Source organism: Alkalihalobacillus sp. MEB130, assembly GCF_032335535.1.
Lineage (GTDB): Bacteria > Bacillota > Bacilli > Bacillales > Bacillaceae_D > Halalkalibacter.
The window spans coordinates 355,998-374,674 of the sequence record NZ_JAOANA010000002.1 but is presented as its reverse complement, the minus strand read 5'-3'; the positions used below and the strand labels follow the sequence as shown (position 1 = coordinate 374,674).

Sequence of the window (18,677 nt, the reverse complement as noted above, 5' to 3'; positions counted from 1 at the left end):
TTAACATATAGTGGCGGAAGCTACAGGCTTTCGAACGCTTTATCAAAGGCAAGATAATTAAATTATTGGGTGGCAAAACTCTGCACTATTTCTTGCATTTTTCTGCACTTTTGTCTTGCAAAATACATTATCGTTTACAAGGCTTCTAGTGATGAAAATGAAATAAAGGAGCTTCACATTAACAATGAACGATTCACGTTGCCCTACGACTTGTTAACACCTTTTATGAAATAAAGTAAAAGAGGAACAGGTATCAATAGGTAATTCGTTTAATAGGTCAAGTACATGTTATAAGAAAAGGCGATTTATAAGAAAATTTTAAAAAAGGGATAAAAAATTGAAGAAATGTATAGACAAAACAAACTAAGTTGTGCAAAAATATAATTGTTGCAGTGAGGAAACAAATATTTTTTTACCCAAAAAGTTTACCTAGTCCAAAACAATTAGATTTGGACAAGAAATAAAATTAAAGGAGAGGAAAACATGTTTAGAAAAAAAGGATTTTTTATGTTTTTACTAGTAAGCCTTGCTTTCCTACTAGTAGTTGGCTGTAGTGCAGAAGAAACACAGCAAGAGGAAGTTGTAGAAGAGCAGCAAGAAGAAACTACAGAAGATGCGACTGTATCAGAAGATGAAGAAGGGTTAACGATCACAACAAGCTTCTCCATTTTAGGAGATATTATTGGGAATGTTGTAGGGGATAGAGGATCAGTTGAGTACATTGTTCCAATAGGAGAAGAACCACACGAATATGAGCCGGTACCAAGTGATTTTCGAAAGGTAAGTGATTCTGACGTTTTTTATGTGAATGGTCTTGGCTTAGAAGAGTGGCTTGGAAAGTTAGTTGAAAGCGTTGGAGATGTTACAATTGTCTCTGTGAGTGATGGTATTACACCTATTATGCTTGAAGGTGATGAGGAAGAAGATCCTCATGCTTGGATGAGTGTAGCAAATGTGAAAGTGTATGTGGAAAATATTGTAGAAGATTTAATTGAGCGTGACCCTGAAGGTGAGAGCACATATCGCGAAAATGCAGATGCTTACTTAGAGGAATTAGAAGAATTAGATGCATTTATTACATCAGAAATTGAAGGAATTCCTGAAGAAAACCGTGTCATTGTTGTGAGTGAAGATGCGTTTAAATATTTTGGTGAAGCATATGGCTTCCAAACAGAGGGTGTTTGGGAAATCAATTCACATGAAGAAGGCACACCAGGACAGATTGCTCGAGTAATTGATGTAGTAAATGATCAAAATATTCCTGCCATCTTTGTTGAAACAACGGTTGATCGCCGTTACATGGAATCTGTCTCCGGCGATACGGGCGTAGAAATTGCTGGTGAAGTGTATACAGATGCCGTTGGGCAAGAAGGCAGTGGCGCTGAGACGTATGTATTAATGATGAAACATAACGTTGAAACATTTGTAAACGGCTTAAAATAATATAAAGGAAGAAAGTGACTCAGATTGTTTTTGAGTTGCTTTCTTTTTTTTTGTTTGAATCATATTAATGAATCGTTTAAAATGATATTAAATCGTAATTATTACGTTTTGTATACATGTAGAAAGGAAGAGTAGAAATGTTTGAATGGACAATAATTGGTGGAGGGATTCAAGGATCCACGTTAGCAACGTATTTAATTAAAAGAAACGGTACATCGATTTCTAACTTAGCAATCATTGATCCACATCGTGAACCGTTATTCACTTGGAAGAAGTGTACAAAAACAGTTGAAATGCCATTTTTAAGATCGCCATCTATCCATCACCTTGATGTTGATCCATTTTCTCTCGAGAAATATGCAAAAGCGAAAGGAGGGAAAATGTCTGCTCACTTTTATGGTCCTTATGATCGACCTTCCCTTTCTATTTTTAATGAACATTGCGATTCTCTTTTTGAAGAGATTGAATTGAAAAAAAGTTGGATTCAAGGGCGTGTGAACAAACTTCAAAGGGTGGATAAGCACTGGCTAGTTACACTAATGGGAGAAAGACAAATTAAGAGTAAGAATGTGGTGTTAGCAATGGGATTAAGTGACCAGCCGTGTTGGCCAGGTTGGGCAAGTGAATTGAAAGTACAAGGAGCTAATATTCACCATATCTATGATAACAATGAAAATCAGCATATCTCTTCTGAGGGAGAAATAGTCATTATAGGTGGAGGAATAAGTGCAATACATACAGCTTTAAAATGGAGTAACTTACGACCAGGAAAAGTAAAACTGCTTACAAGACATCCCCTTCGTACACATCAGTTTGATTCCGATCCAGGTTGGTTAGGTCCGAAGAAGATGAAATCATTTGAAAAGGTTACATGTCTTGAAGAAAGAAGGAAGATTATTGCTAATGCAAGGTTCAGAGGGTCAATCCCACAAGAGCTTAAGATGAAAGTAATAAGTGCGGGTAGGGAAGGGCGTCTTGAACTCTTAATTGATAACGTATCCAAAGCATTATATGAAAAAGAGGAAATAGTACTAGAATTAGAAAAGACATCTATTAGAACAGACCATGTCTTATTAGCTACGGGTTTTCACGCCTCTCCTCCAGGTATCGAATGGTTACAACCTACTATAGAAAAGGAACAACTGCACTGTGCAAATTGCGGGTATCCGATTGTATCCGAAGACTCTTTGCAATGGGGAGAAAATCTTTATGTAATGGGTGCATTGGCTGAACTGGTAATTGGACCAGTCTCTAGAAACATATCAGGTGCTAGAAGAGGAGCGGAGAGAATTGTTCAATCTCAAATGAGATAAATGAGAAGTAAGTGAAAAGTATCATAATGAAAAATAGGAAGGAGATTCTAAAAACAAAGAATCTCCTTCCTATTTCATTTCTGTGAACATCCGAGTAATTACGCTTCTATATATTGAGGGAGTGGGTCATGTAGTTTTGTCCAATCTGAAGCCATTTCTATATCGGTTAATAAGCAGTGATCTAAAGAACTGCTTATTTGCTCATGATCCATGTCGATTCCAATTAGGACTAGTTCGGTCATTCGGTCACCAAATTCTGGATGCCATTTTGCTTGGAGTTCCGGATCATCAAGAAGAGTTTGGTGTTGCTCTTCTTCGGGGTACGCAGCTACCCATTCTCCAGCACCTTGAATAGTAACTAAAGAACCTGATTGAGATAGTAAGCCAGCCATGTTGTTTCTTGATGCAATCCAAATAAATCCTTTTGCGCGAACAACGTCTACTGGCCAATTTTCTAACCAGTTCATATATCGTTCAGGGTGAAATGGCTTTCTGCTTCGATAAACAAAGGAAGAAACTCCATATTCCTCTGTTTCTGGAGTATGCTCTTCATTTAATTCTTTGATCCAGCCAGCAGATTGACTAACTTTTTCAAAATCAAATTTGTTAGTATCCAAAATCGAAACTAAGTCAACTTTTGAGTAAGACGTTGGAATAATATTTGCGTCAGCATTTAATTTACGTAAGAATCCTAGTAATTCTTTTTTATCGACTTCTTTTAGCATCTCAATCTTATTAAGGACAATAACATCAGCAAATTCGATCTGATCGACTAGCAAGTCTGAGATTTCACGCGTGTCGTTTTCATCTGTACCTTCTTTACGGTCAAGAAGTGACTCACCTGATGCATAATCATCCCAAAAGCGGTTCGCGTCAACAACCGTTACCATCGTATCTAACTTGCACTTTTTCGTTAAATCAATCCCGAGTTCTTCGTCACTATACGTAAATGTTTGAGCAACAGGAACAGGTTCACTTATACCTGAAGATTCAATTACAATATAATCAATATTACCTGCGTCCACGATTCGCTCAACCTCTTGCATTAAGTCTTCTCGCAGAGTACAGCAAATACAGCCGTTTTGAAGTTCTACTAATTTTTCTTCTGTTCTAGTGAAACCATTATTTTTAACGAGCCTGGCGTCAATATTTATTTCGCTCATATCGTTAACAATGACCGCAACTTTTAATCCTTCGCGGTTGGATAAGATGTGATTTAACAATGTTGTTTTACCAGAACCTAAGTACCCACTTAGTACGGTAACAGGAATTTTTTGCATGATCGTTCTCCTTTGTCATTCAATAGTGTTTCTTTAATCTTCACAAATAGTAATGGTTACGATTTGTATTTTATCGTTCTTTTATCTATTTGTAAACACCTTATGAATGATAGAACAATTTCTTAGATGAGAGTTTACAAATTTTGTTCATTTTCTATCGTAGTAAAAATAATATTAAAAGGCTTATTTACAAAGTACATATAACTCTCTTATAATTGCTCATAGAGCTAAAAATGAATATTAGACAAATAGGTTTCTTGAATGTTCATGTTTTTCTACATTTAAGACTAAGAGGGAAGTTGGTGTAAATCCAACACGGTCCCGCCACTGTATACGATGAGGATGGTTAGATTAAATCCACTGTGTGTTGTCACATGGGAAGGATAACCTACGATGATTCGTAAGTCAGGAGACCTGCCTATTTGTACGATTAAGCTTCCTCGAGGAAAGGAATGTTTAAAGCGCAAGTAATTTACCATTTATGTAGATTGCTATTAGGTTTATATGACTTATAGACTGAATACATATGTGTCTTTAACATTCACGCTTTTCCTATGGAATAGCGTTTTTTTGTGCTCAAAATTAAAGGGGGAAAGAAGAAATGAATGTTGAGTTTTTGAAAAAGTGGGGGTTGTTTGGTCTAGTATTATTCTTTATGGCAGCTATCATTGTTGGCTGTGGAATCCAAGAGCAAAATAGTCCAGATGAGCCAAGTGTTACTGAATCAGATGTTGAAGAGGAAAAAAGTGACTCAGGAGATAGTGACGATCTCTTTCCAGTTACGATTACAGATGATGCTGGTCGCGAAGTAACAATTGAAACAGAGCCTGAATCGATTGTTTCTATTCAAGCGAGTAATACTGAGATCACGTTTGCTTTAGGATTAGGAGATAAAGTAATTGGTGTTTCGGATTTTTGTAATTACCCTGCCGAAGCCCTTGAAGTTGAAAAGGTAGGCGGTCAAGATATGAATGCCGAACTAGTTCTTACTCTATTACCAGATATTGCACTCGTAACAGATTATCATTACAATACACACCCAGATATTCTGGAACAATACGAAGAAGCGGGCATTAACGTTGTCGTTGTTGGAAGTTCAACTTCATTTGATGATGTTTACGATAAGATTGAAATGATTGCAACTGTTACTGGAAGTCAGTCTGCAGGAGGAGAAATCATCTCTGACATGAAGGAGCGCCACGACGCTATTAAAGAACAAGCAGAAGAATTGGTTACAGAACAGAAAAAAGTTTGGGTTGAAGTTTCGCCAGCTCCAGATATCTTTACAACTGGACAAAATACGTTTATGCATGAAATGCTTGAATCGATTCAAGCTATTAATGCAGCAGAAGAACAAGAGGGTTGGGTAACTTTGACAGAAGAAGAGATTGTTCAATTGAACCCTGATGTTATTATAACGACGTATGGTTACTATGTAGAGAATCCAAGAGACGATGTTCTTGCACGTGATGGATGGGCTGAGGTACCTGCAATTAAAAATGAACAAGTATATGATGTTGATAATGATACAGTTACTCGTCCTGGACCTCGTTTAATCGAAGGAGTGGAAACTCTTGCGAAACTTATCTATCCTGACGTTTTTGAGCAATAAGATTGTTTGGTTGTATATCGTAATTGGAGGGTTTGTACTTGGTACAACCCTCCTTGGTTTATTGGTAAGCAGTGTTATCATTTCGATTCCTATCATTTTACATATTGTTGCTGAAAATAGTTTGAACCTTGGATGGTTAGAAGAGGTTCCTAGAAATGAAGAAATGATTATCTGGAATATTCGGTTCCCTCGTGTTCTCCTTGCCTTTTTCGTTGGAGCTTCTCTTGGACTAGCTGGTGCTGCTTTTCAAGGACTTTTACGCAATCCGCTTGCTGATCCCTATACGATCGGTGTCTCATCAGGTGCAGCACTTGGAGCGGTATCTGTTTTATTCTTTCAAGTGACGATTGTCGGATTAGGAAGTTTTACTTTGCCGGTTGTTGCGATAATAAGTGGATTTATTACGTTATTAGTTGTGTTTGGTCTCGTGCGATTGAGTAGTCGTAGTTTGGCCATTGAAACAATCATCCTTGCGGGAATTATTATTAGTGCCTTTATTGGTGCTGTTACCTCTTTAATTATTTCTTTAGGTGACAGGGACGCGATGACACAGATCATTTATTGGTTATACGGCAGTGTAGGAATGAGAGGGTGGAGCCACGTACAATTAATTGTCCCTTTTACGATTATTGGTTCATGTATGCTGCTCATTCATTACCGAGAACTGAATGCTCTAGCGTTAGGAGAGAACGCGGCGGATCATATCGGAGTAAACGTGAAAAAGGGGAAGACCTATATTTTAATTGGCGCTTCTTTATTAACAGGAGCCGCTGTAGCTGTCTCTGGTTCAATAGGCTTTGTTGGTCTTGTTATCCCTCATTTAGTGAGGCTTTTAACAGGTCCTAACCATAAGCATGTTCTTCCGTTATCAATGCTTACAGGTGGAGCATTTCTTATACTAGCAGACTTAGTTGCGAGAACGATTATAGCGCCAAAAGAATTACCGATTGGAGTAATTACGGCTTTAATAGGGGCACCTGTTTTTGCTCTACTATTAATAAGAGAACGAATGGGAAGGGGGGATCGAAGTGATTAAAGTTGAGAATTTGGTTGGAGGATACAACAACAACTCTATTATTAATGGTTTACATTTGGAAATCAAAAAAGGTGAATTTTTCTCTCTACTCGGTCCAAATGGAAGTGGTAAAACGACTTTATTTAAATTAATAACGGGACAACTTCCAATTCAAAAAGGGAATATTCTATTATCATCTAAACCTATTTCCTCTCTTTCTAAACTTGAGAAAGCAAAAAAGGTAGCTGTGTTATCACAAGAAGTTCAAATCTCTTTTGACTATACTGTAGAAGAAATTATTAGTCTAGGTCGTTATCCCCACCAAAAGGGGCTCTTCAAGCAATTATCAAAGAGAGACTTGCAAGTAATTGAGGAAGTAATGGAAATTACACAAGTCACTCATTACCGAAAAACACCTTTTCGGATGATTAGTGGTGGTGAAAAACAAAGGGTTTTGTTGGCCAAAGCGTTAGCACAAGAACCAGAACTTTTACTCTTAGATGAACCTACGAATCATCTAGATATTAAGCATACGTTTCAAATGCTAGATTTATTAAAAGAACGTCAAAAGTCGATGGAGTTAACCATTTTTGCCATTTTACATGATTTAAATGTGGCTTCTCTTTATGCTGACCGAGTGGCGTTGCTTCATAATGGAGCTTTTCTCGATGTTGGGGGCGTTGATACATTACGTAAAGAAGGACAATTGAAAAAAGTCTATGAAGTCGATGTGAACACTCAGTCCCATCCAAATGTCCCAAAGCCCCAACTGTTAATGACACCCAATTTCTCAGTTGTTAAAGAGCCTTTCTATTTTAAAGATTCCTATAAAATAGAGCAAAATGACCAATATATCCATGTTCGTTTTAATAAACCGCTTCGGACAATTTCAAATGGTGTGATAGGCGAAGGAATACAATGGGTCACTCACTTTTGTAATTTTCATGTTGATAAAAACTATCATTGCTCCGACCCTAAAAGTGATGTTCGCAGGTGGATGGAAAACGATCAGATTCCATATGAGCGGGCAGTTGGAATGATGACGGCTGTTAAGCTAGAGGACATGGTGGTGATTGAAGAGGAATTAGAGGGTATTTCCATGCTTGTAATCGTGACAGCCGGAGTTGGAAATGCCGTTGATATTACGTCTAGTGTTAAGGCAAACCGTAAAACCCAAGTCGGTACGATTAATACGATGGTATTTATTGATGCAAATTTTTCAGATGGTGCACTTGTGAATGGATATATGTCTGCTACCGAAGCAAAAGTAAAGGCTCTGCAGGACCTACAAATAAAAGACTCTAATTCTAACACGATTGCTACAGGAACATCAACAGATGCGTTACTACTAGCTTTGACACAGCAAGGAACACAAACTCCATATGCTGGGTCTGGAACGACAGTTGGGACTTGTATAGGTCAATTGGTTTACAAAGCAACAACTCTAGCAGTTAAAAAATATTTGCAACGAATGGGTACGCACAAACATTAGAATTCGAGATTAAGAAAGGTGGGAATACAATTGACAAACCGTAGAATTGTCATTGCAGGTACGGGAAGTGGTGTTGGGAAAACAACCGTAACAATTGGTTTAATGTCTGCTTTAAAAATGCGCGGATTAACCGTTCAAGGATTCAAGTGTGGACCTGATTATATTGATCCCTCGTATCACACAGCGGTGACAAAGAGAGCTTCAAGAAATATAGATAGTTGGATGCTAACTAAGGGTACCGTTTTGGATATTTTCACACATGGATCTAAAGGTGCGGATATATCAATATTAGAAGGGGTTATGGGTTTTTATGACGGGAAAAATCCAGAGACAAATGAAGGGACGACCGCTGAAATAAGTGTGATAACAAAAAGTCCTGTCTTGCTTGTTGTTAATTGTTCCAGTATGGCCAGAAGTGCAGCCGCCATTGTTAAAGGGTTTCAATTTTTTGCTGATGGACCTACTATTGTTGGTGTTATTGCCAATCAAGTGGGAAGTGAAGGACACTTTCAGTTAGTAAAGAAAGCAATTGAACAAGAATGCCAAATTCCTGTAATTGGCTACTTAAAACGAGAGCTTGATATTGAAATACCTGAGAGACATCTAGGTTTAATTCCTTCCATAGAAAGAGGAGAACTTGACGCTTTCTTTACTAAATTAGGAGAGTTGGTTACTGAAACAATTGATTTGGATAAGCTCCTCGAAATATCTGTTGCAGAACCGATAACAGGTCATAATACACCTTCTGTTTTTGAAAAGCAAAAGGAAAAAGTAGTGAAAATAGCTGTAGCAAAAGATGCCGCATTTAATTTTTATTATCCAGAAAATCTAGAAATGATGGAAGCTAAAGGAATGGAGCTCGTATACTTTTCTCCACTAGCGGATGAAACAGTACCGGAACAAGCTGACGGACTCTACATAGGTGGTGGATTTCCAGAAGAATTTGCAGAGAAATTAGCAGAGAATCACAATTCAAAACAAACGATTAGGAGAGCAATTGAAAGTGGATTACCAACACTTGCTGAATGCGGGGGGTATATGTATTTAACGGAATCTATTGAAACGACAAAATCAACCAAACATAAAATGGTCGGTGTGATTCCTGGAAATGTACAAATGCATACTAGATTAGCGGCACTGGGATATCGAGAAATTAAAGGATTAAATGATAACTTTTTTCTTGGAAACAGCGTAGCAAAAGGTCATGAATTTCATTATTCCTCATATAAACAAGGAGAGCACCAACTGCAACCTGCATATGAAACGAAAGGCATGCGTGGGACGATGGTAGAAGGTTGCTTCATTTATAATCTAGTAGCAGGCTATACTCATTTTCATTTCGCCTCTTGTCCAAGTATGGTCGATAACTGGATGAAGAAATGCCTAGAACATAAAACTGGGAAGGACGATGTGATATGAGTCAACGAATCTATTTTATCCCGGAGCGAAACAGAGACATCGGCAAACAAGTTAGTGCTTATATCAACACATTAACAAAGCCAATTGGAAGTCTTGGAAGGCTCGAAGAAATCGCAATAAACCTTGCAGAAATAAAAGGTGAGCACTTTCCAAGTGTAACTAAACCAGGGATTCTTGTTTTTGCGGCCGATCATGGGATAACGGAAGAAGGGGTTTCAGCTTATCCAAAAGAAGTAACCGAACAAATGGTTTTGAACTTCTTAAATGGAGGAGCAGCAATTAATGTTTTTAGTAGGCAAATAGGGGCGCTGCTCGAGATTATTGACATAGGTATAGCAGCTGATAGCAAACATGACAGGCTTGTAAATAGAAAAATTAGACGAGGAACAGCCAATTTTTTAAAAGAAGATGCTATGTCACTAGAACAAGCAGAGGCTGCTATTGAAGCTGGTTACTTAGAAGGCCTAAGAATGATTAAAAAAGGTGTGCAATGCCTCATTCTTGGAGAGATGGGAATAGGCAATACATCATCTAGTTCTGCAATTGTTAGTGTGCTAAGCAACGAATCTGTGAATAATGTGGTTGGTCACGGGACAGGAATTACATCAGAGCAATTTGTACATAAAGTAGCAGTTATTACTCAATCAATTGAGCAGCGAAAACCAAATCGAAATGACCCAATTGATTTGATCAGCAAGTTAGGAGGACTAGAAATAGCTGGAATGGCAGGAGCGATGCTTGCAGCAGCTGAACAGAGAATTCCAGTCTTAGTGGATGGGTTTATTTGTACAACATCTGCGTTGCTCGCAAAGGAAATAAACGCAAATGTGGCCGACTATCTACTCGTCACACACCAATCTGTTGAACCAGGACATTCTATTGCGACCGAATTATTAGGCAAAGAACCTATTATCAATTTGGGTTTAAGGTTAGGGGAAGGAACGGGTGCGGCGGTTGCATTTCCGATTATTCAATCAGCAACGTTAATGTTAAAAGAAATGGCAACATTTAGCTCGGCCGGGATTACAGATAAAAATTAGGAGGATCACATGAAAATAGATGAAGGAACGCAAAAAGGATTAACTCTTGTTTACACAGGCGATGGAAAAGGAAAAACGACTTCCGCTTTAGGGCTAGCGCTAAGAGGAATCGGAAGAGGATTTAATGTAAAAATTTATCAGTTTATCAAATCACCACAACGGTCATATGGCGAACAGATAGCCTTTAAAAAGCTCGGAGTTGAAATGGTCCAACTAGGGATTGGGTTCACTTGGACCAAAACCCCCGAAGAACATAGAGAAGCTTTGCAAATAGGTTGGCCCAAAGCGAAAGAAGCCGTTATGAGTGGGGAGTATGATTTAGTCATTTTAGATGAATTAAATAATGCGTTAGCCATAACTAAATTCCCGATTGATGATGTCCTGCCACTTAGAGAAGTCGTGGAATTAATACAAAATAAACCATCACATGTCCATCTCGTCATAACAGGAAGAGACGCGCTCCAAGAAATAAAAGACCTAGCCGACCTTGTCTCAATCGTACAACCGGAAAAACACTACTACAACGAAGGAATCCCAGCAGTAAAAGGAATAGAGTTTTAGAGATTAGATCCAAAAAGGGTGCCCTTCCCTTTTTGGATCTAATCGAAGCGATGAGCGGAGCCGCCGTAATGTTTTAAGCCGTTTGAGTGATCTTCTCAAAAGGCGCACGGCGAGTGGAGCCATCGCAAAGGCTAGCACGATAAATGAAAAAAGGGTGCCCTTCCCTTTTTGGATCTAATCGAAGCGATGAGCGGAGCCGCCGTAATGTTTTAAGCCTTTTGAGCGAACTTCTCAAAAGGCGCACGGCGAGTGGAGCCATCGCAAAGGCTAGCACGATAAATGAAAAAAGGGTGCCCTTCCCTTTTTGGGTTCTAATTTAGAAACAGTTAGGAGTGATCTAAGTGGTTAAGCAAGCAATCCCCATTATGATTCAAGGTACTCATTCAGATGCGGGTAAAAGTGCTCTCGTTACCGCATTGTGTCGTATATTTGTTCAGGATGGTTATAAGACGGCTCCTTTTAAATCACAGAACATGTCTTTAAATTCTTATATTACTACTTGTGGGAAAGAAATTGGTCGTGCACAAGGTGTACAAGCTGAAGCTGCAGGTATTGAAGCAACAACAGACATGAATCCAATATTAATTAAGCCGAGCGGAGAGTTTCAATCTCAAATTGTGGTCCATGGCAAACCTTATAAAAACATGAAAGCTGGAGAATATCGAAAAGATTTCTATCAGAAAGGTTTACGAATCATTGAAGAATCATATGAGAGATTATCTGATCAATATGATAGAGTCGTTATCGAAGGAGCAGGCAGTCCTGCTGAAATTAACTTAAACGACCGTGAACTTGTTAACATGCGTGTGGCAAACATCGCGAAGGCACCAGTCATTTTAGTAGGGGACATTGAAAAAGGGGGAGTGTTTGCCAGTTTGGTGGGTACCCTACAGTTGCTTGAGCCGGAAGATAAAAAAAGAGTAATCGGTGTAATCATTAATAAATTTCGAGGAGATGTTTCTCTGTTACAACCAGGTCTTACTTGGTTTGAGAATTATACAGGGATTCCAATACTAGGTGTTATTCCTTTTATCGAGAATTTGATGATTGAAGCTGAAGATTCTGTTGTTCTCAGTAATTATTCGACAAAGGTGGATTCATCCAAAGAAATTGATATTGCTGTGATACGGTATCCAATGATTTCAAACTTTACAGATATTGACCCATTTTTTGAAGAGGTAGATTGCTCAGTCCGTTTCGTGAAAAAAGGAGAAGAATTAGGAGAACCAGATCTTCTCATATTACCTGGTAGCAAAAATACAATTGAAGATATGATGTTTTTACATAACACAGGCTTAGCGAATCGAATACTGCAGTTGGAGCAGAAAAAAACGACAATCATTGGCATTTGTGGTGGCTATCAAATGCTAGGGAATCATATTGAAGATAAAGATGGTGTGGAATCACTTAAGAAGGAAATAGAAGGATTAAGTCTTTTGCCTATGAAAACATCGATGACCCCCTATAAATTAACGGTTCAATCAACAGGGGTAGCACAATTTGGTGATGAGAAGATACCAGTGTCAGGTTATGAAATTCATATGGGCGAATCTCATTTGGAGGCAGGCTATAAGCACTTTGTCCAATTAGCCGATCGTGAGGAAGGCGCCATTAGTCAAGATAAAAGAATTATTGGTACGTATTTTCATGGTATTTTTCACAATGATGTTTTTCGTGAATTGTTAGTAAACGAGCTAAGATTGAAAAAAGGACTTGCTCCTATTTTAGATCGAGCTTCGTTTTCTAAGAAAAAGGAAGAAGGCTTTGATTTGTTAGCAAACGTTGTAAGAGAACATATACACTTAGAAAAAATGCATCAACTGATGACTGATTTTCAGAATAAGCAAAGGAAAGAGTCTTATGGTAAGTAATCTTAGTTCATGGAACGAACCTGTTATCATACTATGTATCATTTTAGCGCTAGCGATTTTACTAGATTTGCTAATAGGAGATCCTCATTGGTTGCCACACCCGGTTGTACAAATCGGGAAACTGATATCTCTTTGTGAAGGGAAATTAAATCAAGGAGAACATCGGCTTCAGAAAGGATGTTTACTCGTAGCAATTGTACTACTAATTGTATTTTTCGGTACCTATCTTATCGTTTTCCTTGCTTATCAATGGCATCCCCTTGCTGGTGCAGTTGTTGAAATTTACTTTATTTCTACAACGATTGCTATTAACGGATTACGTTCAGCTGCATTACAAGTGTACATTCCTTTAACTACCGGGAATTTAGATGAGGCAAGAAGGAAATTACGTATGATTGTCGGTCGAGACACGGAAAATCTGTCTGAAAGTGAAGTGGTGAGAGGTACCGTTGAAACCGTAGCGGAAAATACAGTAGATGGAATAACGGCTCCGTTGTTTTGGGCAGTCATTGGTGGTGCTCCATTAGCAATGGCTTATCGAGCCATTAATACGCTTGACTCCATGGTAGGGTATAAAAATGATAAGTTCCTACAATTTGGACGAGCTTCAGCCAAGCTTGATGATGTTGTTAATTGGATTCCTGCAAGAACAACGGCATTTGCAATGTGGGTATCATCTTTTTTTATTGCAGGATCAAAACGTCTTCATGGATGGAGAATCACAATGAGAGATGCTAAAAAACATCCTAGTCCGAATAGTGGTTGGCCTGAAGCAATGACAGCAGGTTTACTAGGTGTTCAATTAGGTGGAGTTAATTTTTATAAAGGAGAAAGATCGGTAAGAGCAAGAATGGGAGATCCGCTACGGAAGTTAAAACGATCTGATATTCCAAACGCGATTATATACATGCATGGAGGTTGGCTGTTATTTTCTTTATTCGGACTTCTATTTTTATTCGTAGTACAAACAATATAAATGAGGTGAAGTGATGAAATGGCCTAATCATGGCGGACAGCCAGAAGAAATGCAACAACTGTTTGGAATAGAGAAAGATACTCAAATGTTGGACTTTAGTGCCAACTTGAATCCTATCGGGCCTCCTGATTGGGTAAAAGAAGCATTGAACAATCATTATCATACGATTACTCAATACCCCGACCCGACTTACTCTCATACGACTACTTCTTTAGCCGATTATGAAGGATTGGATAAAGACCAAGTTCTCCTAACAAATGGTGGTTCAGAAGCTATTTTTTTAGTGGCGAAATACTTTGAAAATGGGAAAAGCATGATTGTTCATCCGACTTTTTTAGAATATGAACGAGCTTGTCATCATTATCATATTGAGACGGAAGATGTCTTTTATAAAGCGGAAGAAAAATTTCAATTACCATTAACATGTATGCTTGAAAAACTACCAAATACAGACGTGATTTTTTTGTGCCGACCTAATAACCCAACAGGCACCGTAATAAAGGAAGAAGATTTGCGACGCCTATTAGAGGAAGGAATGAAAACAGGAACGACAGTAGTTGTTGACGAAGCCTTTGTTGATTTTTTGCCCACTACGATTCCATCGCTTACAAAGTGGTTGTCTATTTATCCTAATTTAGTCTTATTACGCTCCCTAACAAAAATGTATACTATACCAGGACTTCGAGTGGGGTATATGATGGCACATAAAGACATGATTAAGGTTCTAAGAGAAGAACAAATTCCTTGGAGTGTGAATTCATTAGTTGATGCAATTGTTCCAAGATTACTTGACGATACAAGATTTGTTGAGAAGACAAGAACGTGGCTTAACGAGCAATCCAAGTATATGTTTGAGGAGTTAACAAATCTAGGTTACATTCTTTCACCTTCGAAGGTTAATTTCTATCTGTTGCAAGATAAAATGCAGGTAGAAACGGATGAGCTTTTTCGCTACTTGTTAAATCATGGAATTGTGACAAGACATACTCATAATTTTAAAGGATTAAATGGAACATTCATTAGAGTTGCTGTTAGGTCAAAGGAAGAAAATGAGCAATTACTCTATGTTCTTAAGAAGTGGAGAAATGAAGGGTGATTATATTTGTTTCAGGTGGCGCTCGCTCAGGAAAAAGCCGGTTTGCAGAGGAACTTGCTGTTTCAATATATAGGACTCAACAAGAAAAAACGAATAAGGGCCGTCTTTACTACATAGCTACATCAAAAAGAAGTGACACTGAGATGGAGGAGCGAATTAAAATCCATCAAAACATGCGAGTAAAAGAATGGGAAACGCATGAAGAATCGTATGGTTTCCATTCATTTCTGGATTCTTGCAAAAAAACAGATGTCATTTTAGTTGATTGCTTAACGATTTGGGTAAGCAACGTCATGTTTGATCTACATTATAACAGTAAGCAAATAGAAATGATTGTTAACGAGTGGGTAAAGATTGCGTGGGATAATGACTTTCATCTTATCTTTGTATCCAATGATGTAAATGAGGAGCTCCCTCATTCTTCTCAGGGTGTTCAGCAATATATGTATATGTTGCAAGTAGTACATAAAATCATAGTGCAACAAGCTGATAAAGCTATCCAAGTGATTGCTGGGTTACCTACGTATTGGAAGGGGAAAGTGTGATGAAACAAATGGTATTTGGTTTGATAGTAGCAATTCAATTTCTTACGAGGTTACCTGTTCCTATAAATGTTCCTTGGAACAAACAAACAAGTAAGTGGGCTATTAGGAGTTACCCTTTTGTAGGGATCGTCATGGGTCTTCTCATCCTAGTCGTTGCAGTAGGTTTGGAGTCACATCTATCGATAAGTATGATGGCACTCCTTACGGTCACGGTATGGGTATGGCTCACTGGAGGATTACATTTAGATGGTTGGATGGATGTGGCTGATGCTCTAGGTTCTAATGCTTCACTTGAAAAGAAATGGGAAATCATGAAAGACCCTCATGTAGGAAGTTTTGGGATTATCGCTCTTTTGTTCTTACTAGGTTGGAAAGTCTTTTTGATTTATTCATTGTTTGAAATTGGATTTCCAATTTTTGCACTCCTTTTTATTTTAGCTTTTTCTCGGTTAGGAGCTGTTATTATAATGATTGCTCTTCCAACGGCGAAGCAACAAGGTTTGGCATGGGAGTGGAAAAAGAACATAGATTGGAAAGATGGTTTGTACGCTTTCATTCCGATCGTAGCCATTCTCATTTTGTTCGAAGGATTTCTCTTTTTCATACCAGCTTATCTTCTATTTATTACAGCATTCGGTGTGTGGGTGAAATATAAATTTAAAGGAACAAATGGAGATTTATTAGGAACGGCTATTGAAGGGGGAGAACTATGGGGACTTGTTATTACATGGATGTATTTCTCGTTCGTCATGGGATAACAAAATGGAATCAAGAGAAAAGATACTTAGGACATACGGATCTATCGATAAGTAAGGATCAAAACGAGTTGTCGATTTTAAAAAAGGAATTAAACAAAGAAAATTTTGATTTCATTTTTTCAAGTGACCTAAGGCGGTGCCAAGAAACGCTAGCATATTTACAGCTTTCAACAGAGGCTTCATGTGATAGTAGGTTACGAGAGATCGATTTTGGAGATTGGGAAGGTCAAACGTATGAAGATTTGAAAGATGATGCCTCATATCAAAAGTGGATTGATAGTGGTGGAGAATGTCCTATTCCAAATGGAGAATCTAGCGAAACTTTTAAAGCGAGAATTGACTCTTTTTTGAATGAATTACAAAAGCGAAAAATTGTAAAAGAGGAAAGTACTAACGCACAAGTTCTAATCATGACGCACGGAGGAGTTATTCGCTATATAGTATCTAAGTTATTACCTTCCTACGATTTTTGGGATGTATCAGTTAAGAACGGCGAAGCAATTAAGCTATCGTTTGTTTGGGAAAAAGGAGAATGGTTATGCAACTCATTATCGGAGGAGCTTTTTCAGGGAAAAGAGCAGTTGTAAAAGATAGGAAAAGAAAATGTAGTTGGGTTTCGTCTTATGAAGGAGATTTGCTTATAGAATGGGAAACGAAATGGAAACAAAATTCTATCTTAGTGTTAGAGGGATGGGAAAAGTGGCTAGCTGATGAGTTGGAACAAACTAACAATCTAGATCAAATTCGAAGGAAACTAAAATCATTGTTTCAGACGATCAAAGATAAAGAGCAAGAAAAAGCGAGTGAAGTCATTCTAATTATGTTAGAGGTAGGCAGGGGAATTGTTCCGTTAGAAAAAAGAGAACGATCATTAAGGGATCTTGCCGGCTGGGTTGCACAGGATGCAGCTGAAATTGCAGATCAAGTTATTTACGTTTGGAACGGGCTATCAAAAAGGCTTAAGTGAATACTACAAAAGAACAAACTCCCTCTTTTAAGAAGAGTAGATGGAGTTTGTTCTTTTTTAACAGTTATCTCAGTTTAAATAAAGGAAAGTAAGAAACCACCGAATGCCCCTGTTACAACAATCACCCACGGCGGTAGCTTCCAAAAGACTAGCATGCTAAATAACACAGCTGCAAAAGCAAAGTCCAAAGCGGATAAAATGGAACTAGTCCAAATTGGGTGATAGAAAGCAGCAATTAAAATACCTACAACAGCAGCATTGACACCCATTAACGCCCCTTTAATTTTTGGGTTACGACGTAACGTGTTCCAAAAAGGCAACGTACCTAAAATAAGAAGAAAGGCAGGTAAGAAAATGGCTACGGTTGCGAGAAGTCCACCTTGCCAGCCATAAATAACAGCACCAATGTACGCTGCAAATGTAAATAATGGTCCTGGAACTGCTTGAGCAGCGCCATATCCTGCGAGAAACTCCTCGCCTGTTAGCCAGCCAGTTGGAACAAATTCTCGTTCAAGTAATGGTAGTACAACATGTCCTCCCCCAAACACTAGTGAACCGGCACGGTAAAAACTATCGAACATGGCAACCCAATTTAGATTCGTTGCTTCCCTAAGGAGAGGTAGGGCGATCAATAATCCAAAAAACAATGTTAAACAAATGATCGCGAAACGATGAGAGATTGGAAATTGGACTTCAGTTGAATGATGATCTAATGTCTGTTGACGATATATAAGAAATCCAATAAACCCAGCTAAAAGAATAACGCCAACTTGTGTAAAGGCTGTTTGAAATATAAGGGTAACAACTAGAGCAAGCAAGGCAATCGTTTTTCTTTTTACATCAGGGGTTAAATTTTGGGCCATTCCTAAAATTGCGTGTGCAACAACAGCGACAGCTACAATTTTTAAACCATGAATCCAACCTGCTTCTGAAAAACCGAAGCTATGTAGGAGCAAGGCGAAAATAATAAGTGCAATAACTGATGGCATAGTGAAGCCGATAAATGATACGATCCCCCCTAATACACCAGCACGCATGACGCCAATTCCAATTCCTACTTGACTACTTGCAGGGCCAGGTAAAAATTGACATAAAGCAACTAAATCAGCATAACTTTTCTCATCCATCCACTTTCTTCTACGTATGTATTCATCATGAAAATAGCCTAAATGTGCCACAGGACCACCAAATGAAGTAAATCCAAGGCGAGTAGAAACGAATAAAATTTCTAATAATAGTTTGCGTTTATTTGCTTTTTGTTTTTCCATCGAATCACCTTCTTATTTATT

The 18,677-nt window shown here is 38.2% G+C and carries 17 protein-coding genes and 1 riboswitch; of the genes, 15 read left to right on the top strand and 2 right to left on the bottom strand.

Features of this window, described 5'->3' with window-relative positions; translation table 11 throughout:
• The first annotated feature begins 483 nt into the window (after positions 1-483).
• Positions 484-1,443: a metal ABC transporter substrate-binding protein gene (locus N0O92_RS03600; protein ID WP_315613233.1), complete on the top strand. Its 960-nt coding sequence runs from the start codon at positions 484-486 to the stop codon at positions 1,441-1,443.
• Between the two features lie 137 nt (positions 1,444-1,580).
• Complete coding sequence (locus N0O92_RS03595) at positions 1,581-2,756, top strand: FAD/NAD(P)-binding protein (protein ID WP_315613232.1); 1,176 nt, start codon at positions 1,581-1,583, stop codon at positions 2,754-2,756.
• Between the two features lie 98 nt (positions 2,757-2,854).
• Here N0O92_RS03595 and N0O92_RS03590 read toward each other — a convergent pair whose 3' ends face one another.
• Positions 2,855-4,036, bottom strand: a complete 1,182-nt coding sequence (locus N0O92_RS03590; protein WP_315613231.1) for a GTP-binding protein — start codon at positions 4,034-4,036, stop codon at positions 2,855-2,857.
• Between the two features lie 233 nt (positions 4,037-4,269).
• A riboswitch (cobalamin riboswitch) is annotated at positions 4,270-4,472 on the top strand.
• Between the two features lie 165 nt (positions 4,473-4,637).
• Between N0O92_RS03590 and N0O92_RS03585 the strand changes: the two genes are divergently transcribed.
• The 13 genes from N0O92_RS03585 to N0O92_RS03525 all read left to right on the top strand — a co-directional run bounded on the left by N0O92_RS03585 (position 4,638) and on the right by N0O92_RS03525 (position 17,388).
• Positions 4,638-5,648: an ABC transporter substrate-binding protein gene (locus N0O92_RS03585; protein WP_315613230.1), complete on the top strand. Its 1,011-nt coding sequence runs from the start codon at positions 4,638-4,640 to the stop codon at positions 5,646-5,648.
• Positions 5,611-6,684, top strand: coding sequence for a FecCD family ABC transporter permease (locus tag N0O92_RS03580; protein WP_315613229.1), 1,074 nt, complete (start codon positions 5,611-5,613; stop codon positions 6,682-6,684). The genes N0O92_RS03585 and N0O92_RS03580 overlap by 38 nt, the downstream gene beginning before the upstream one ends.
• On the top strand, positions 6,677-8,155 hold the full coding sequence (locus N0O92_RS03575) for an adenosylcobinamide amidohydrolase (RefSeq protein ID WP_315613228.1): 1,479 nt from the start codon (positions 6,677-6,679) through the stop codon (positions 8,153-8,155). The genes N0O92_RS03580 and N0O92_RS03575 overlap by 8 nt, the downstream gene beginning before the upstream one ends.
• 30 nt (positions 8,156-8,185) lie before the next feature.
• Positions 8,186-9,574, top strand: coding sequence for a cobyrinic acid a,c-diamide synthase CobB (locus tag N0O92_RS03570; RefSeq protein ID WP_315613227.1), 1,389 nt, complete (start codon positions 8,186-8,188; stop codon positions 9,572-9,574).
• Entirely contained in the window at positions 9,571-10,614 is a 1,044-nt protein-coding gene (cobT, locus tag N0O92_RS03565; protein WP_315613226.1) for a nicotinate-nucleotide--dimethylbenzimidazole phosphoribosyltransferase, read from the top strand. Before N0O92_RS03570 ends, cobT begins: the two co-directional genes overlap by 4 nt.
• Before the next feature lie 9 nt (positions 10,615-10,623).
• Positions 10,624-11,175: a cob(I)yrinic acid a,c-diamide adenosyltransferase gene (locus N0O92_RS03560; protein ID WP_315613225.1), complete on the top strand. Its 552-nt coding sequence runs from the start codon at positions 10,624-10,626 to the stop codon at positions 11,173-11,175.
• Between the two features lie 365 nt (positions 11,176-11,540).
• Complete coding sequence (locus tag N0O92_RS03555) at positions 11,541-13,046, top strand: cobyric acid synthase (RefSeq protein ID WP_315613254.1); 1,506 nt, start codon at positions 11,541-11,543, stop codon at positions 13,044-13,046.
• Positions 13,036-14,022: an adenosylcobinamide-phosphate synthase CbiB gene (gene cbiB, locus N0O92_RS03550; protein WP_315613224.1), complete on the top strand. Its 987-nt coding sequence runs from the start codon at positions 13,036-13,038 to the stop codon at positions 14,020-14,022. Before N0O92_RS03555 ends, cbiB begins: the two co-directional genes overlap by 11 nt.
• A 13-nt stretch (positions 14,023-14,035) precedes the next feature.
• Positions 14,036-15,118 carry a threonine-phosphate decarboxylase CobD gene (gene cobD / locus N0O92_RS03545; RefSeq protein WP_315613223.1) on the top strand — a complete coding sequence of 361 codons (1,083 nt, stop codon included), beginning with the start codon at positions 14,036-14,038 and terminating at the stop codon, positions 15,116-15,118.
• Entirely contained in the window at positions 15,115-15,663 is a 549-nt protein-coding gene (locus N0O92_RS03540; RefSeq protein ID WP_315613222.1) for a bifunctional adenosylcobinamide kinase/adenosylcobinamide-phosphate guanylyltransferase, read from the top strand. Before cobD ends, N0O92_RS03540 begins: the two co-directional genes overlap by 4 nt.
• Complete coding sequence (cobS, locus tag N0O92_RS03535; protein ID WP_315613221.1) at positions 15,663-16,421, top strand: adenosylcobinamide-GDP ribazoletransferase; 759 nt, start codon at positions 15,663-15,665, stop codon at positions 16,419-16,421. The genes N0O92_RS03540 and cobS overlap by 1 nt, the downstream gene beginning before the upstream one ends.
• Positions 16,373-17,008: a histidine phosphatase family protein gene (locus N0O92_RS03530; protein ID WP_315613220.1), complete on the top strand. Its 636-nt coding sequence runs from the start codon at positions 16,373-16,375 to the stop codon at positions 17,006-17,008. The genes cobS and N0O92_RS03530 overlap by 49 nt, the downstream gene beginning before the upstream one ends.
• On the top strand, positions 16,960-17,388 hold the full coding sequence (locus tag N0O92_RS03525) for a bifunctional adenosylcobinamide kinase/adenosylcobinamide-phosphate guanylyltransferase (RefSeq protein WP_315613219.1): 429 nt from the start codon (positions 16,960-16,962) through the stop codon (positions 17,386-17,388). Before N0O92_RS03530 ends, N0O92_RS03525 begins: the two co-directional genes overlap by 49 nt.
• 74 nt (positions 17,389-17,462) lie before the next feature.
• Here the strand turns inward: N0O92_RS03525 and N0O92_RS03520 are convergent, their stop codons facing one another.
• Complete coding sequence (locus tag N0O92_RS03520; protein WP_315613218.1) at positions 17,463-18,656, bottom strand: chromate transporter; 1,194 nt, start codon at positions 18,654-18,656, stop codon at positions 17,463-17,465.
• Between the last annotated feature and the right edge of the window lie 21 nt (positions 18,657-18,677).

Excerpts from the sequence above, each read along its gene's own strand:
- N0O92_RS03600 (WP_315613233.1), top strand. The coding sequence starts at position 484 with ATGTTTAGAAAAAAAGGATTTTTTATGTTTTTACTAGTAAGCCTTGCT.
- N0O92_RS03595 (WP_315613232.1), top strand. The coding sequence starts at position 1,581 with ATGTTTGAATGGACAATAATTGGTGGAGGGATTCAAGGATCCACGTTA.
- N0O92_RS03590 (WP_315613231.1), bottom strand. The coding sequence starts at position 4,036 with ATGCAAAAAATTCCTGTTACCGTACTAAGTGGGTACTTAGGTTCTGGT.
- N0O92_RS03585 (WP_315613230.1), top strand. The coding sequence starts at position 4,638 with ATGAATGTTGAGTTTTTGAAAAAGTGGGGGTTGTTTGGTCTAGTATTA.
- cobT (WP_315613226.1), top strand. The coding sequence starts at position 9,571 with ATGAGTCAACGAATCTATTTTATCCCGGAGCGAAACAGAGACATCGGC.
- N0O92_RS03560 (WP_315613225.1), top strand. The coding sequence starts at position 10,624 with ATGAAAATAGATGAAGGAACGCAAAAAGGATTAACTCTTGTTTACACA.
- N0O92_RS03555 (WP_315613254.1), top strand. The coding sequence starts at position 11,541 with ATGATTCAAGGTACTCATTCAGATGCGGGTAAAAGTGCTCTCGTTACC.
- cbiB (WP_315613224.1), top strand. The coding sequence starts at position 13,036 with ATGGTAAGTAATCTTAGTTCATGGAACGAACCTGTTATCATACTATGT.
- cobD (WP_315613223.1), top strand. The coding sequence starts at position 14,036 with ATGAAATGGCCTAATCATGGCGGACAGCCAGAAGAAATGCAACAACTG.
- cobS (WP_315613221.1), top strand. The coding sequence starts at position 15,663 with ATGAAACAAATGGTATTTGGTTTGATAGTAGCAATTCAATTTCTTACG.
- N0O92_RS03530 (WP_315613220.1), top strand. The coding sequence starts at position 16,373 with ATGGGGACTTGTTATTACATGGATGTATTTCTCGTTCGTCATGGGATA.
- N0O92_RS03525 (WP_315613219.1), top strand. The coding sequence starts at position 16,960 with ATGCAACTCATTATCGGAGGAGCTTTTTCAGGGAAAAGAGCAGTTGTA.
- N0O92_RS03520 (WP_315613218.1), bottom strand. The coding sequence starts at position 18,656 with ATGGAAAAACAAAAAGCAAATAAACGCAAACTATTATTAGAAATTTTA.